The 15,253-nt window shown below is 70.1% G+C and carries 11 protein-coding genes; 6 read left to right on the top strand and 5 right to left on the bottom strand.

The annotated features are described in order from the left end of the window. The first annotated feature begins 3 nt into the window (after positions 1-3). Positions 4-1,467: an Asp-tRNA(Asn)/Glu-tRNA(Gln) amidotransferase subunit GatA gene (gene gatA, locus OWR29_RS20670; RefSeq protein WP_267564616.1), complete on the top strand. Its 1,464-nt coding sequence runs from the start codon at positions 4-6 to the stop codon at positions 1,465-1,467. A 4-nt stretch (positions 1,468-1,471) separates the two neighbouring features. On the opposite strand, the gene OWR29_RS20665 is transcribed toward gatA, so the two are convergent. Next, a complete protein-coding gene (locus tag OWR29_RS20665) occupies positions 1,472-2,935 on the bottom strand; it encodes a M1 family metallopeptidase (protein ID WP_267564614.1) in 1,464 nt (487 codons plus the stop codon). A gap of 110 nt (positions 2,936-3,045) precedes the next feature. On the opposite strand from OWR29_RS20665, the gene gatB reads away from it, so the two are divergent. Then, positions 3,046-4,545 carry an Asp-tRNA(Asn)/Glu-tRNA(Gln) amidotransferase subunit GatB gene (gatB, locus tag OWR29_RS20660; RefSeq protein WP_267564613.1) on the top strand — a complete coding sequence of 500 codons (1,500 nt, stop codon included), beginning with the start codon at positions 3,046-3,048 and terminating at the stop codon, positions 4,543-4,545. On the opposite strand, the gene OWR29_RS20655 is transcribed toward gatB, so the two are convergent. From OWR29_RS20655 to OWR29_RS20645, 3 genes are all read right to left on the bottom strand, one after another. Beyond that, positions 4,542-6,104, bottom strand: a complete 1,563-nt coding sequence (locus OWR29_RS20655) for a metallophosphoesterase family protein (protein WP_267564612.1) — start codon at positions 6,102-6,104, stop codon at positions 4,542-4,544. The two genes, gatB and OWR29_RS20655, sit on opposite strands and share 4 nt — an antisense overlap. A 48-nt stretch (positions 6,105-6,152) precedes the next feature. Continuing rightward, positions 6,153-7,334: a PQQ-dependent sugar dehydrogenase gene (locus OWR29_RS20650; protein ID WP_267564611.1), complete on the bottom strand. Its 1,182-nt coding sequence runs from the start codon at positions 7,332-7,334 to the stop codon at positions 6,153-6,155. 217 nt (positions 7,335-7,551) lie between these two features. Further along, entirely contained in the window at positions 7,552-7,923 is a 372-nt protein-coding gene (locus OWR29_RS20645; RefSeq protein ID WP_267564610.1) for a PH domain-containing protein, read from the bottom strand. A gap of 203 nt (positions 7,924-8,126) precedes the next feature. Between OWR29_RS20645 and OWR29_RS20640 the strand changes: the two genes are divergently transcribed. Further along, the gene (locus OWR29_RS20640; protein ID WP_267564609.1) at positions 8,127-10,748 is read left to right on the top strand and encodes a putative bifunctional diguanylate cyclase/phosphodiesterase; all 2,622 of its coding nucleotides are present in this window, start codon (positions 8,127-8,129) and stop codon (positions 10,746-10,748) included. Here the strand turns inward: OWR29_RS20640 and OWR29_RS20635 are convergent. After that, complete coding sequence (locus OWR29_RS20635) at positions 10,745-11,758, bottom strand: LacI family DNA-binding transcriptional regulator (protein ID WP_267564608.1); 1,014 nt, start codon at positions 11,756-11,758, stop codon at positions 10,745-10,747. The two genes, OWR29_RS20640 and OWR29_RS20635, sit on opposite strands and share 4 nt — an antisense overlap. A gap of 310 nt (positions 11,759-12,068) precedes the next feature. On the opposite strand from OWR29_RS20635, the gene OWR29_RS20630 reads away from it, so the two are divergent. From OWR29_RS20630 to OWR29_RS20620, 3 genes are read left to right on the top strand one after another with little or no spacing between them, the layout of a single operon-like run. Continuing rightward, a complete protein-coding gene (locus OWR29_RS20630; protein ID WP_267564607.1) occupies positions 12,069-13,355 on the top strand; it encodes an ABC transporter substrate-binding protein in 1,287 nt (428 codons plus the stop codon). 51 nt (positions 13,356-13,406) lie between these two features. Next, positions 13,407-14,387 carry a carbohydrate ABC transporter permease gene (locus OWR29_RS20625; protein ID WP_267564606.1) on the top strand — a complete coding sequence of 327 codons (981 nt, stop codon included), beginning with the start codon at positions 13,407-13,409 and terminating at the stop codon, positions 14,385-14,387. Further along, a complete protein-coding gene (locus tag OWR29_RS20620; RefSeq protein WP_267564605.1) occupies positions 14,384-15,238 on the top strand; it encodes a carbohydrate ABC transporter permease in 855 nt (284 codons plus the stop codon). Before OWR29_RS20625 ends, OWR29_RS20620 begins: the two co-directional genes overlap by 4 nt. Positions 15,239-15,253 lie beyond the last annotated feature (15 nt).

Below are 15,253 nucleotides of genomic sequence, written 5' to 3'. Positions count from 1 at the left end.
GCCGTGTCTGACCTGACGAAGATGTCGGCGGCTCAGCTCGCCCGGGTGATCGCCGACAAGCAGGCCTCGGCCGTCGAGGTCGCCCAGGCTCACCTGGACCGGATCGACGCCGTCGACGAGCGCGTGCACGCTTTCCTGCACGTCGACCGGGAGGGTGCGCTGGCCGCGGCCGCCAGAGTCGACGCCGGTGAGGTCTCTGGCCCGCTGGCCGGTGTGCCGGTGGCCGTGAAGGATGTCATCGCCACCAAGGGTGTGCCGACTACGGCCGCGTCCAAGATTCTTGAGGGATGGCGCCCGCCGTACGACGCGACGCTCGTGGAGCGGCTGCGCGCGGCCGGCACGGTGATGCTGGGCAAGACCAACATGGACGAGTTCGCGATGGGCTCGTCGACCGAATACTCGGCTTACGGGGCCACGAACAACCCGTGGGATCTCGGCCGCATCCCGGGTGGTTCGGGTGGTGGCAGCGCCGCGGCCATCGCCGCTTTCGAGGCTCCGCTGGCCATCGGCACCGACACCGGCGGTTCGATCCGTCAGCCGGGTGCGGTCACCGGCACGGTCGGGGCCAAGCCGACGTACGGCGGCACTTCGCGGTACGGCCTGATCGCCTTCTCGTCGTCGCTCGACACTCCGGGCCCGTGTGCCCGTAACGTCGAGGACGCGGCCCTGCTGCACGCGGCGATCGCCGGTCACGACCCGCGCGACTCCACGTCGATCCCGCAGCCGGTGCCGGATGTGGTCGGGGCGGCTCGTCTCGGCGCCACCGGCGACCTGAGCGGCGTCAAGCTGGGCGTGGTCAAGGAGTTCGCCGGCGACGGTTCCGAGCCGGGTGTGCTGAGCGCGTTCCACGAGTCGCTCGAGGCGCTGGTCAAGCTGGGCGCCGAGATCGTCGAGGTCTCGTGCCCGCATTTCCAGTACGCGCTTCCGGCCTACTACCTGATCGCCCCCAGTGAGGCCTCCTCCAACCTGGCCCGGTTCGACGGCGTGCGTTACGGCCTGCGGGTCGGCGACGACGGCAACCGCTCGCTGGAGGAGGTCATGTCGCTGACCCGTGAGGCCGGCTTCGGCCCCGAGGTGAAGCGGCGCATCATCCTGGGCACCTACGCGCTGTCCAGCGGCTACTACGACGCCTACTACGGCCAGGCCCAGAAGGTCCGCACGCTGATCACGCGGGACTTCGAGTCGGCCTTCGAGCGGGTCGACGTGCTGGTCTCGCCGACCACGCCGTTCGTGGCCTTCCCGTTCGGGTCGCGCACCTCCGACCCGTACCAGATGTACCTGGCCGACCTGTTCACCATCCCGACCAACCTGTACGGCGGCCCGGCCATCTCGGTGCCGTGCGGGCTGTCCGAGGGGCTGCCGGTCGGCTTCCAGGTGATGGCGCCGACGCTGGCCGACGACCGGATGTACCGGGTGGCGGCGGCGCTCGAGTCCGCGGTGGGAACCCTCACGCCGCCGGCCCTCTAACCGGTCACGCCGGCCGCGGCGTGGACTTCGAGTCCAGCCAGCTGTTGATCAGCTTGGTGAAGTCGCGGCCGGTGTGCTCGTTGACGAAGGCGGTGAACGACGCCCGGCTCTGCTGGGTGTTCTTGTGCTCCTGCACCCAGGCGCGGGCCAGGGCGAAGAACTTCTCGTCGCCGAGGGCGTCGTTCAGCTCCTTCAGCATGGCCGCCGGGCACAGGTAGACGTTGCTCTCGGCGAAGTTGGCCGCCTTGGGCTTGCCAGGTGGCCCGAGCCGCTTACGCAGGTCGGCGTCGGCCCGGCGCAGGTAGTCCTCCAGTTCCTTGTCGCTGTATTTCTCGACCGACTGCGAGTAGAGGAACTGCGCGTACGTCGCCCAGCCCTCGTTGAGCCACAGGTCGGTCCACGTGGTGGGGGTGACCGAGTCGCCGAACCACTGGTGCGCGTACTCGTGCAGCACGTCTTCCTCGAAGTACGCCCGGTCGAACTTCTTCGTCTTCCCGCCCATGGTGATCATCTGCTGGGTCTCCATGGCCGATTCGGAGTCGACCATGACCGCGCCGCCGGTGGGGAACGGGTAGGGCCCGAACCGCTTCTCGAGGAAGCTGATGAAGGCGGGCGACTTCTTCAGCGAGGGCACGAACTTCTCGTCCTTACCGGGGCGGTACCAGTACGTCAGCGGGATGCCGCGGGGACCCTTGGCGCTGACCTTCTTGTACTTGCCGACGGCGAGGGTCTGCAGGTAGCTGGCCATCGGGTCGGTGCTGCGGTAGCGGAAGGTGTTGCCCTGCTGGGTCACCAGGGCGCCGGCCGCGATGCCGGACCAGCCGGTGGGCACGGTCACCGCGACGTCGTAGAGCGCCTTGTCGGACGGGTGGTCGTTCGCCGGGTACCACGTGAAGGCGCCCCACGGTTCCTGCATCGTCCACAGGCCGCCCTCTTTGGTGATCGTGAGGCCGAGCGGTTCGACGTCGGAGCGGTGCGACGGGATGGGCGTGGTGGTGGGCTTGCCGTGGTAGGCCACGACCAGGGTGACCGGCTTGTCTTTGGTGACTGCGGCCGGGACGACCAGCTTCTCTTTCGCGACGGTGGCTGTGACGGGCGCGCCGTCGACGGTGGCCTTGTCGATTTCGTACGGCTTGAAGTCCAGCCGCATCTGGGCGGCGTCCGCAGTCGGCCGGATCCGCAGCGTCGCCGTGCCGGTGAGCGTCTTTTTCGCCGGCTGCCACGCGAGCTTCAGGTCGTAGTGCAGCACGTCGAGGGCGGCCGTGCCGTGCTGGGGATAGAGCCCGTCGGCGGCCGGCTTCGAGGTGCCCGCCTGCCAGGCCGAGTAGTCGACGGCGGCGGCCGCCGCCTCGGCAGCGGGCGCTGAGGAGAGCGAGGTGGAGGGGGTGATGCTGGTGGCGCCGTCGTCACATCCGGCGATGAGGGTGGCCGCGAGGGCGGCGACGACGGCGAGGGGGGCGCGTTGCATGGCGGGGACCGTACCGAACCGATCGTCGGTCGTGGGGGCGGGCTGTGGATAACTTCCGGCCGGCTGTGGGTCAGCGAAATTCTGTCGGCCGGGCCCACTATTCTTTAGCCATGACCACCACCGCGCTGCCCACCTACGAAGACGCTGTCGCGCGTTACGAGCCGGTCATCGGCCTCGAGACCCACGTCGAGCTGGGCACGGCCACCAAGATGTTCTGCGGCTGCCGCACCGAGTTCGGCGCCGAGCCGAACACCCAGGTCTGCCCGGTCTGTTTGGGTCTGCCGGGTGCGCTGCCGGTGGCCAACCGCGCGGGCATCGAGGCGACGATCCGCATCGGCCTGGCGCTCAACTGCGACATCGCCGAGTGGTGCCGCATGGCGCGGAAGAACTACTTCTACCCCGACATGCCGAAGAACTTCCAGACCTCGCAGTACGACGAGCCGCTGTGCGTCGACGGCTACGTCGACGTCGAGGTCGACGGCAAGCAGTACCGCATCGGCATCGAGCGGGTGCACCTCGAGGAAGACACCGGCAAGACGCTGCACGTCGGCGGGGCCACCGGCCGCATCCACGGCGCCACCGAGTCGCTGGTCGACTACAACCGCGCCGGCATCCCGCTGGTCGAGATCGTGACCAAGCCCGTGCCGGGCCTGGGCGCGCTCGCCCCCGAGGTCGCGAAGGCCTACGTGGCCGAGCTGCGCGACATCATCCGCTCGCTCGGCGTCTCCGACGTGCGTATGGAGCAGGGCTCGCTGCGCTGCGACGTCAACACCTCGCTCAACAAGCCGGGTGAGGAGTGGGGCACCCGCACCGAGACGAAGAACGTGAACTCGCTGCGCTCGGTCGAGCGCGCGGTCCGTTCCGAGATCATCCGGCAGTCCGGCCTGCTCGACCAGGGCACCCGCATCTTCCAAGAGACGCGCCACTTCCAAGAGACGACGGGCGACACCCGCCCCGGCCGCTCCAAAGAGACGGCGACCGACTACCGCTACTTCCCCGAGCCCGACCTCGTGCCGATCGCGCCCGACAAGGCGTGGGTGGCCGAGCTCAAGGCCGCCCTGCCCGAGAAGCCGAGCACCAAACGGGCCCGGCTGCGCGACGACTGGGGCATCAGCGCGGTCGACATGGAATCGGTGGCCAACGCCGGCGCCGTCGAGCTGATCGAAGAGACGATCGCGGCCGGCGCCTCGCCCGCTGGCGCCCGCAAGTGGTGGATGGGCGAGCTGGCCCGCCGGGCCAACGAGACCGGGGTCGAGCTGTCCGCCGTCGGCGCCACGCCGGCCCAGGTGGCCGCGCTGCAGAAGCTGGTCGACGAGGGCAAGCTCAACGACAAGCTGGCCCGTCAGGTGCTCGAGGGCGTGGTGGCGGGCGAGGGTGACCCGGCCGCCGTCATGAGCGCCCGCGGTCTCGGGGTCGTCTCCGACACCGGCGCGCTCACCGCCGCCGTCGACGAGGCGATCGCCGCCAACCCCGACATCGCGGCCAAGGTGCGCGACGGCAAGGTCGCCGCGGCCGGCGCCCTGGTCGGCGCGGTCATGAAGACCACCCGCGGCCAGGCCGACGCCAAGACGGTCCGCGAGCTGATCCTGGAGCGTCTGGGCGCGAGCTAACCAGGCGAGGCCGACGTCGACGGGGTCGGCGCCTCCTCGGCGCCGACCACGTTGCGTTGCATCTCCACGTTGGACTGGCCGGTGCCGCCCAGCTGGATGTCGTCGTACGCCTTGAGCTGCCGGTTCTCGTCGAAGTAGAGGACTGACAGGCTCAACGGCGTCGGCTCCTCCTTCTCGAGGCCGCGCAGCCCGGCCCCGCCGGTGGAGCCCTCGACCATGAGCCGGGTGGCCAGGGGCGCCTGGTCGCCCTCGGCCGAGGGCGCCGGCGATGGGGAGGCCGAGGGGTCGGGTTCGGGCGCCGCCAGCAGGCTCACCTCGCGCTGGTGCTTGTGCCCGGCCAGCACCAGCGGCACCACGCCGGAGAGCGGCGGCGCCATGGCCGGGTCGTGCACCAGCGCGATGTCGACCGGCTTGTCGGAGGCGCGGATCGTGTCGGCCAGCTGGCCCCCGGCCCGCAGCAGCGGCGACTGGGCCGGGTCGTCCGCGTTCTCGGCGGCTGGCGTCTCGCTCTTGTCGGGGGTGAACTCCGGGTCGCCGATGCCCGCGATCCGCAGATCGCCGACCGTGGTGATCTTGTTGTCGAGCACGACCGCGTTGCGCTGGCGGGCCACCGCGGCCTGGATCGAGGCCGAGTCGTGGTTGCCCCGGACCCAGATGTACGGGACACCGACCGAGGGGATCGACGAGGCGTAGCCGGTCTCGGCCGTGCTGCCCCAGTCGACCAGGTCGCCGGTGTCGATCACGGCGTCGATCTCGAACGTCTGCACCACGGTGCGGATCAGCCCGAACGCCTGTGGGCTCAGGTGCAGGTCGGAGACGTGCAGGATGCGCGTGGTGTTGGCCTCGGGCTCGTACACGGGAAGTGACGACACCGTCGTGTAGAGCCGGCTCACGTTGCTGACAATCTGCTGCAGCTGTTCGGAGTAGCGGCCGTAGTTGTCGGCGATCCGGCGCGCGTCACCGACCACGGCGGGCGCGTTGACCAGCAGGCCCTCGTAGCGGGGCTCGGCGATCGAGTCGGGCCGCAGCGTGCTCGCCGCCAAGCCCAAGCTGCCCGCGGTGACCACCAGGGCGGTCACCCCCGAGACGGCGACCTTGCGCACGTTCCGGAAGATCAGCGCGCTCAGCACCAGGGAGCTGATCACCGCGATGCCGAGCGTGCGCACGCCCAGCCGGATCACGCCGTTGCGCACGTCGCCGACCGCGTTCTCGCCGGCCGAGCTGATCGCGGTCGGGTCGTCGATCAGGGCCTCGGTGCGGCTCTGGTCGAGCGCGGCCAGGTTGACCTTGAGGTGGATCGGGCCGTCGTGGCTGTCGAGGTGCAGGGAACCCAATGGGGGGAGGTCGACCTCGGTGCCACCGAAGATCGACGGGCTGATCGACATCTCGGCGCGGAACGGGCCCACGGCCACGTTGGCGTGCGCGAAGAGCATCGTGCCGATCACCGCGCCGGCCACGCTGATCAAAGCGACCATGGCCCCGACGAGGGAGCGGCGGGTCCACCGGCTGGCGCGGATCGCGTCGAACCAGCGGCGAGCCGTCGAGAAAATCGAGGTCATCGTCGCCTCACCTGCCCCGCCCCGTCATACGGCAAACCCTGGCACTTCTCAGCTGCGTCCGGCGCCACCGTCGGAGAACACCAGCCGAATGATCCGGTCGTCGTCGGGGCCGGGATCGCCGTCGTCCTCCTGGTTCGAGGTGCCCGCCCAGAGCGAGCCGTCGGGCGCGGTGACCAAGCTCCGCAGGCGCCCGTACTCGTTGGTCAGCACGGACTGCGGGGTGCCCAGCACAGTGCCGTTCTCGGTGACGTTGAGCAGGTAGACCCGCTTGCCGAGCAGGCACGCGGTGGCCACCGTGCGCTCGAGCACGGCCACGCCGGAACAACCCGACTCGGCGGTGGGCCAGCTGAACATGGGGTTGGTCAGCTTGCTGTCGGCGCCGGCGCCGTCGGCCTTGGGCCAGCCGTAGTTCTTGCCCTTGGCGATCACGTTGAGCTCGCCCGACTTGGCCTGGCCGCTCTCGCTGGCGTACATGCGCTTGGTCTTGTCCCACGCGATGCCCTGGACGTTGCGGTGGCCGGAGCTCCAGACCAGGCTGTTCTTCACCGGGTTGCCGGGGGCGGGCTTGCCGGCGACAGTCATCCGCAGGATCTTGCCGCCCAGGCTCTTGGGGTTCTGCGCCTGGGCGCCGGCCGGAGTGCCGTCGCCCGTGCCGGCGTACAGGAAACCGTCGGGACCGAAGGCGAGCGCGCCGCCGTTGAAGTCGCGCGAGCGCGGGATGCCGGTCAGGATCGGCTGGACCTTGCCGCCCAGCGTGAGCTTGGCGACCCGGTTGTCCTTGGCGGTGGAGTAGTAGACGTAGACCAGCTTGTTGGTCTTGTAGTCGGGGGAGACCGCGATGCCCAGCAGGCCGCCGTCGCCCGAGGCCTGCACCTCGGTCAGCCGGTGGGCCTGGGTGACGGCGAGCCCGTTCGCGTCGGACTCGGGCCCGACCTTGAGGATGCGGCCGGTGTCGCGCTCGGTGACCAGCCCCGAGCCGTCGGGCAGGAAGGCCATGCCCCACGGCACGTCCAGGTCTTTGGCCAGGACGGTGATCGCGACCTCCTGGCTGCCGCCGTTCGGGTCCTCGGCGCCGGCGCCGGACGATTCCTCGGCCGACGGCGTGGGCAGGTTGGGCGGCGCGCCCTGCTGGTCGGGATCGGGCGGGCCGAAACTGCACGCCGAGGCGAGCCCCAGCACGGCGGCGAGCGCCAGGGCGGCGCCGCGGGCCCGGCGGGAACGCACGATCACTCGACCTCCTGAAGGATGCGACGCACCCCAGGGTAGCGAGGCGAGCTGGGAACGGGGTCTGTCCTGCCGGTCACGTGGGAGCGAGGCGCGGTCCAGGTGGTGGCTGACGTCGGCCGCAGAGCGGTCGCATACCGGGGTTGTATGCGGCCGTTCTGCGGACGCCGTCAGGCGCCACCTGGACCTCGCCTCGCTCCCGCGTGACCGGCAGGACAGACCCCTAGTCGGTGTGACCGATCTGTTGCCCGCTTGCGGCGAGCACGCGGGGCAGGTTGTCGGTGGTGACGGCGGTCAGGCGGATGACGTTGCCGTTGTCGAGCAGGGCGGAGATCTGGCCGTGGGGGTCGGGGGCCAGTTCGCTGATGCGCTGCCAGGGCACCGTGGTGTTGCCGAACAGGGCGCGCACGCGCAGCCGGTCGGCGTAGACGTCGGTGCCGGCCCGCCAGGCCCACACGAAGAAGGCCACCGGGATCAGCAGGATCAGGGACCAGGCCCACGAGACGCTGGCGAGCGGGACGCCGCTGACGAACGCGAGCACGGCCGCCACCATCAGGCCGCCGGACTTGCGGACGCGGAGCAGGGGCTTGGGCACGCCCTCATTCTCCCATCCGGCCCCGGGCGGCCGCCGTTGACCTGGGAGCGTCCATAGCCGACTCTCTGAGCGTGCGAAGGCGTAACACCCGGCCGTAACCTGTTCGGGGGACGCTCGTTGTCCGGTTCAGCGTCCCCCTCAACCCCCTGACCGACGCAAAGACGAGAAGACGAGAAGACGAGAATCCGGGAGGATCCGTCGACGTGGCAGTGCCGCCCCCCACGCGCACGCACACTGCCCGGCCCCGCGGCCGGGCCATGACGCTGGCCGTGCCCGTGCTCGCCGCCCTGGTGCTGCTGGCCGGGGTGATCGGCCTGGTCCCGGCCCCGCTCGCCCTGGCCGCGGGCGCCGGCGGCTGCGCCCTGTGGGCCGCGTTCCAGCTGGTGCGGGCCGCGCTCTGGATCCATCAGGCCGACCTGTCGTACGTGGCCTGCCGCGGGGCCGGCTTCGTCGGCCTCGGTGCGCTCGCCACCGCCGTCGCCGTGCTGGTCACCTGGCTGTCGCCGCCCGCCGAAGGGGTGTGGGTCACGATCGCCTTCGGCCTGGCCGCGGCCGGCTACGCCACCGGCACGCTGCTGCTGCCCAGTTCCGGCCGCGGGTGGGTGGTGCACTCCCGGCGCGCCTTCGACGGCCTCGGCCTGGGCGTCAGCCTGGCCTTCGCGGGCTATCTGCTCACCCCGGCCGACGTGACCCGCCCCGGCGCCCTGTCGGTGATCGCGATCGGCGCCACCGGCGCCTCGATCGTGCTGGTGGCGATGCTCCGCGGCCGTCCGGCCCGCCGGCCCGTGGTCCGGTGCGGCATCGGCACGATCCTGGTGCTGGCCGGGCTGGGCGTGATCGCGGCCGGCCCGGCCGGGGCCGCACTGGCCGCCGCCGGTCTGCCCGTGGTGGCCGGCCTGGCTCTCGCCGTCGACGGCGGCACCCGGCGCGGTCTGCCCGCGTCGCCGCTCGAACCCCGCAACCCGGATCAGTACCTGGCCAGCTATCCGCTGCTCGCGGTGCCGGCCGCGGTGGGCGTCGTGGCCGCGGTGTGGCATCTGATCGTGGTCCGTACGTTCGACCCGACCAGCATCATCCTGGGCATCGCGATGGTCGCCGTGCTGGCCATGCGCGAGCTGCTGGTGGTGCACGACATCCGGCGGTACGCGGGTCAGCTGCAGACCGCCGAGGCCCACTTCCGCTCCCTGGTCGCCGGGGCCACCGACCTCACCCTGGTGCTCGATTCCCAGCTGCGGATCACCTGGCAGTCCCCGGCCGCGTCGCGCCTGTTCGCGCTCAACGACGACGAGGTGGTGGGCCGCGCGTTCGTCGAGCTGATCCACCCCGACGACGTCGAGCGGGCCCGCGAGGCGATCGACGCGGTGCTGGCCGGTGAGGCCGGCGACGGGCCGCCCGCCCTGGTCACGGCCCGGCTGCGGGACGGCGACGACATGTGGCGCGACACCGAGTCGACCATCGCCGACCAGCGCTCCGTGCCGGAAGTGGCGGCGCTGGTGGTGCACGTGCGCGACATCGGCGAGCGCCGCCACCTGGAAAAGACGCTGCACAAGCTCTCGAGCACCGACCAGCTCACCGGCCTGGCCAACCGGCGGGCGCTGATGCGTGAGCTGCTGACCCACCGCCGCCGCGCCGGCCAGCAGGGCACCCTGCTGGTGATCGACCTGCACGGCCTGGCCGAGATCAACGACAGCCGGGGCCGCGGGACAGGCGATGCCGTGCTGATCGAAGTGGGCCGCCGCCTGCGCAGCCTGCTCGGCCCGGACGACCTGCCGGCCCGGCTCGGCGGCGACGAGTTCGCGGTGCTCACCGCGGACGGCGCCGTGCTGGCGTATGCGCTGGCCACCCGCATCGCGGCCGCGGTGGCCGAGCCGCTGCAGCTGCCCGGCCTCATCGTCGAGCTGCACACGAGCATCGGCCTGGCCGAGCTGGCCGGCGGCGAGGACTCCGAAGAGGTGCTGCGCCACGCCGACCTGGCCCGCCGGCGCGCCCGTCAGCTCGGCCTGGACCGCGTCGAGTGGTACGACCCCGACGTCGAGATGAAGCTCAACCGGCGCATGGAACTCGAGCGCGAGGTGCTGGGCGCGGCCGACCGGGGCGAGCTCGACCTGGTCTTCCAGCCGGTGGTCGACCTGCGGGACGACCAGCCGGTGGGCGTCGAGGCGCTGTTGCGCTGGCGGCACCCCCAGCTCGGCACGATCCTGCCCAACGAGCTGCTGCCGATCGCCCGGGCCGTGGGCATCTCGGCCGAGCTCGACGAGTGGGTGCTCGACGCGGCCTGCAAACACCTGTCGGCCTGGACGGGCGGCGACAACGGCTTCTGGCTGTCGGTCAACGTCTCGCCGCGCGAGCTGCTGACGGCCCGCTTCCCGGACAGGGTGGCGTCGACCCTGCAGCGGTACGGAATCGCCCCCGAGCGGCTGGTGGTCGAGGTGGCCGAGGCGTGGATCGCCGAGGACGTGCCGGCGATCGTGGCCTCCCTGGCGGGGCTGCGCAAATTGGGCGTACGGGCGGCATTGGACGACTTCGGCGCGGGGCAGGCCTCGCTGTCGCACCTGCGCCGCCTGCCGGTCGACATGCTCAAACTGCACGCCTCGCTGGCGAGCGCGTCCCCCGAGGCGGGCCCCGGTCACGGCCCCGCGGTGATCGACGTGGTGGTCAGCCTGGGCCGCCGCCTCGGGCTCGAGATCGTGGCCAAGGGCCTCGAGACGACCGACCAGTGTGAACGTGCGGCCAAAGCCGGTTGCCTGTACGGGCAGGGTTTCATCCTGGGCCGCCCGGCCCCGGCCGAACGCATCGAGGCGTACATCGAGAGCCACCGAGGCTAGCGGGGCGGAGCGGTGCTCCCGCGCGGGGTGAGGTGGGCCGTGCCTGCCTCGACGTTGCTGACCTGCTTGCCGTCGATCGCGGCCAGCAGCTCGCGGGCGGCGTGGGCGCCGTACTCGGCGATGTCGCGCGACAGGGCGGTCAGCGGCGGGTGCACCAGGCTGCACAGTGGAGAATCGTCCCAGGCCACGATGGACAGGTCGCCCGGCACGGCCAGGCCCATCTCTTGCGCCACGGCCAGGCCGGCCACGGCCATCACGTCGTTGTCGTAGATGATCGCGGTGGGCCGGTCGGCCCCGATCAGCAGCCGGCGGGTGGCCCGGCCGCCCTCCTCGCCGGTGTAGTCGGACGGCATGGTCACCGCCTCGTTGAGGCCGAGCGCGGTGCAGACGTCCTCGAAGGCCCGGGTACGGGTGCGGGTGTGCAGCAGGTCGGGCAGGCCGCCGACCCGGGCGATGCGGCGGTGGCCGAGCGCGACCAGGTAGCGCACCGTCTCGGTGATCGCGCCGGCGTCGTCCGACCACACCTGAGCGATCTTGCCGGTGTCGCCCGGCCCACCGATGACCACGGCGGGCAGTTGCAGCTGCTGCAGCACGGGGATGCGGACGTCGTCCTCGCGCAGGTCGGTCACGATCACGCCGTCGATGCGGCGCTCGCCCCACCAGCGGCGGTAGACCTCGACCTCTTGCTCGGGGGTGGCCACCACCTGCAGCGTCAGCGCGTACGAGCGGGCGGCCAGCTCGGCCTCGAAGCCGCTGATCAGGCCCATGAAGAACGGCTCGATGCTCAGGATGCGGGCGGGCCGGGCCAGGGTGAGGCCCACGGCGCGCGCGCTGGCGCCGGACAGCGCGCGAGCGGCGCTGTTCGGGTTGAAGCCGATCTCCTGAGCGATGGCCACGATGCGCTGGCGCGTCGCCTCGGAGACGCCGGGCTGGCCGTTCAGCGCGTACGACACCGCGCCCTTCGACACGCCCGCCCGCCGCGCGATGTCGGCGATCGTGGGCCGCTTCACTCGGTCTCCTCTGTTCCCGCCGAGCCTACCGGCGGAGTTTACCGGCGCCGGAATCGGTAGAGCGCTCTCACGCGAAACCACGCCGAGATGAACAGACGACGGAGGCGCGAATTGATCGGTTAAGTGTCAGCGGACACACCGCACTTTGTAAACAGCGATCACCCATAATGCCCGAATCATCCAGCTTTACCTGTACTGACAACGATGACAGATCAACCCCGTAACACGGTATTGACAGTCATGGACCCCCGTCATAGCGTCTCCACAACTTATCCGGTTCAGTAAATTCTCTCCGCCGTGGAGGCGCGTTATGAGACGGACTGTGCGGGCGGGCCTTGCCGGTGTGGCGGCCACCCTTTTGATCGCGGGCTGCAGCGGGCAGAGCCTCGAGGGCAACGACGACGCGAGCAACGGCGCGAGCGGCGAGCAGATCACCCTGAAGGTCAACTTCTGGGGCGACATGGGCCTGGATGCGCTCAAGGCCAAATACGAGAAGGACCACCCGAACATCAAGATCGCGCTGAACTCGGGCGAGTTCAACGCGCAGCACGAGGACCTGCAGAAGAAGCTGGTGGCCGGCTCGGGCGCGCCCGACATCTCGGCGGTCGACGAGGGCTTCATCGTCCAGTTCCGCAACCAGGCCGACAAGTTCGTCAACCTGCTCGACAAGGGCGGCGCCGACTTCCAGTCGAAGTACCTGGACTGGAAGTGGAAGGCCTCGATGTCGGCCGACGGCAAGCAGATCGGCCTCGGCACCGACGTCGGCGGCCTGGCCATGTGCTACCGCAGCGACCTGTTCGAGAAGGCCGGCCTGCCCAAGGACCGCGACGCCGTCTCGAAGCTGTGGACCAACTGGGACGACTTCATCAAGGTCGGCCAGGAGTACACCAAGAAGACCGGCAAGAAGTTCGTCGACTCCGGCACCAACCTGTTCAACCCGGTGCTCGCCCAGCAGCCCGTCGGCTTCTACGACGAGCAGGAGAACCTGCAGATGGACGGCGGCCCGAAGGTCGCGTTCGACGTCAGCATGAAGGCCATCGACGCCGGCATCTCGGCCAACCTGGCCAGCTTCCAGCCCAACTGGGACCAGGGCTTCAAGAAGGACCAGTTCGCCGTGCTGGCCTGCCCGGCCTGGATGCTCGGCCACATCCAGGACACGGCGCCCAACCAGAAGGGCAAGTGGGACATCGCCGCGATTCCCGGCGGCGGCGGCAACTGGGGCGGTTCCTGGTGGACCATCCCGTCGCAGGGCAAGAACATCGACGCCGCGGCCGACTTCGTGAAGTGGATGGTCCAGCCCGAGCAGCAGATCGAGGTCTTCAAGACCGTCGGCAACCTGCCGTCGCAGCCCGCCCTCTACAAGGACCCGGCGGTGCTCGACTACAAGAAGGAATTCATGAGCAACGCGCCCACCGGCCAGATCTTCGCGGCCACCGCGGAGAGCCTGAAGCCGCAGTACCTGGGCAAGAAGAACGGCCCGACCCGGGTCGCCGTCGAGAACGTGATCACCCGCGTGCAGCAGGGCGGCCTCAAGTCGGACGCGGCCTGGCCCGAGGCGGTCAAGCAGGCCGAGAAGGTCGCCAAGACCGCTAAGTAGTCCCGATGGCGGGGCGGTCGTGGGCCGCCCCGCCTTCCTTTAGGAGTGGCCGTGTCCCTCACCGATCTGCGGCCGGCGGCCCGGCATTCCGCCCCGCCGCCCCCGCCCGGCAAGACCAAGCACTGGCTCTACCGGTTCGACATCAAGACCATCCCGTACGTCTTCATCTCCCCCTTCTTCATCCTCTTCGCGATCTTCGGCGTCTTCCCGCTGATCTTCAACGGCATCGTGGCCCTGCGCACCTGGCGGCTGGACGACCGCTCGCTGGACGGCTGGGCCGGCTTCGCCAACTTCGAGCGGCTGCTCACCGACGAGGACTTCTGGAACGCGCTGGGCAACACGTTCGGCATCTTCATCCTCTCGACCGTGCCGCAGCTGCTGGCCGCGCTGATCATCGCCAACCTGCTCAACCGCAAGCTGCGCGCCACCACGTTCTGGCGGATCGGCATCCTGCTGCCGTACCTGACCCCGGTCGTCGCCTCGACCCTGGTCTTCGCGATCTTCTTCGCCCGCGACAACGGCCTGGCCAACTGGTTCCTGTCGCTGGTCGGCTTCGGGCAGGAGACCCCGCTCGACTGGCGGGCGCAGAAGTGGAGCGCCTGGATCGCCATCGCCACGATGGTCAACTGGAAGTGGATCGGCTACAACGCCCTGCTCTACCTGTCGGCGATGCAGTCGATCCCCAAGGACGTGTACGAGGCGGCGGCCGTCGACGGCGCCTCGCCGTGGAAGCAGTTGTGGTCGATCACCGTGCCCATGATCCAGCCGGTCGTGCTGTTCACCGTGATCCTGTCGACCATCGGGGGGCTGCAGCTGTTCAACGAGCCCATGATGTTCGACGAGAATCCGCAGTCGGCCAGCGGCGGCTCGGACGGCCAGTTCCAGACCATCGCGCAGCTGATCTACAAGGTCGGCTGGAAGGACCTCGACCTCGGGTACGCCGCGTCGATGTCCTGGGCCCTGTTCCTGATCATCCTGGTCGTGGCCGGGATCAACTTCGCCGCGACCCGGCGCCTCGGAGGTGGCCGATGAGCACATACGTGAATCGAGCCCCGCAGGACACCCGCGGCACCTGGACGACGTACCTGGGTCTGACGCTCGTCCTGCTTTTCTCGGCCTTCCCGGTGTACTGGATGTTCGTGATCTCGACGAGCACCGACGACGCGGTCGCCGCCTCGCCGCCCGCCCTGCTCCCCGGCGCTCAGTTCCTGGTCAACGCGCAAGAGGTCTTCACCCTCAACGAGGTGTACTTCGCGGCGTCGCTGATCAACAGCGTTCTGGTCTCAGGCATCATCACGGCGGCGACGCTGTTCTTCTGCTCGCTGGCCGGGTTCGCCTTCGCCAAGCTGCGCTTCAAGGGCCGCAACGCGCTGATGGTCGTGGTCATCCTGACCCTGACCGTGCCCAACCAGCTCGGCATCGTGGCGCTCTACATCGTGATGGGCAAGCTGGGCTGGAACAACACCCTGCTCGCGGTCATCGCACCCGGGCTGGTCAGCGCGTTCGGCGTCTTCTACATGCGCCAGTTCATCGCGCACGCGGTGCCCGACGAGCTGGTCGAGTCGGCCCGCATCGACGGCGCGCTGACCCTGCGGGTCTACTGGAACATCGTGCTGCCGGCGATCCGGCCCGCCTTGGCAGTCCTCGGCCTGCTTACTTTCGTCATGGCGTGGAACGACTTCCAGTGGCCGCTCATCCAGCTCAACGGCACCGACTACCCGACCTCGATGGTGGCCCTGTCCGACCTGGCCAGCGGCAACTACGTGATCTACCGGCGGGTGCTGGCGGGCGCGTTCATCGCGACCGTTCCGCTGATCGTCCTGCTGTTGATCGGCGGGCGGCAGATCGTGCGGGGGATCATGGAAGGCGCTGTGAAGTCCTGACCGGGGACCGGCGTG

This window comes from Paractinoplanes pyxinae (assembly GCF_026626335.1).
Lineage (GTDB): Bacteria > Actinomycetota > Actinomycetes > Mycobacteriales > Micromonosporaceae > Actinoplanes > Actinoplanes pyxinae.
The sequence above is the reverse complement of the archived record's forward strand: the minus strand, read 5'-3'. Positions and strand labels throughout refer to the sequence as shown.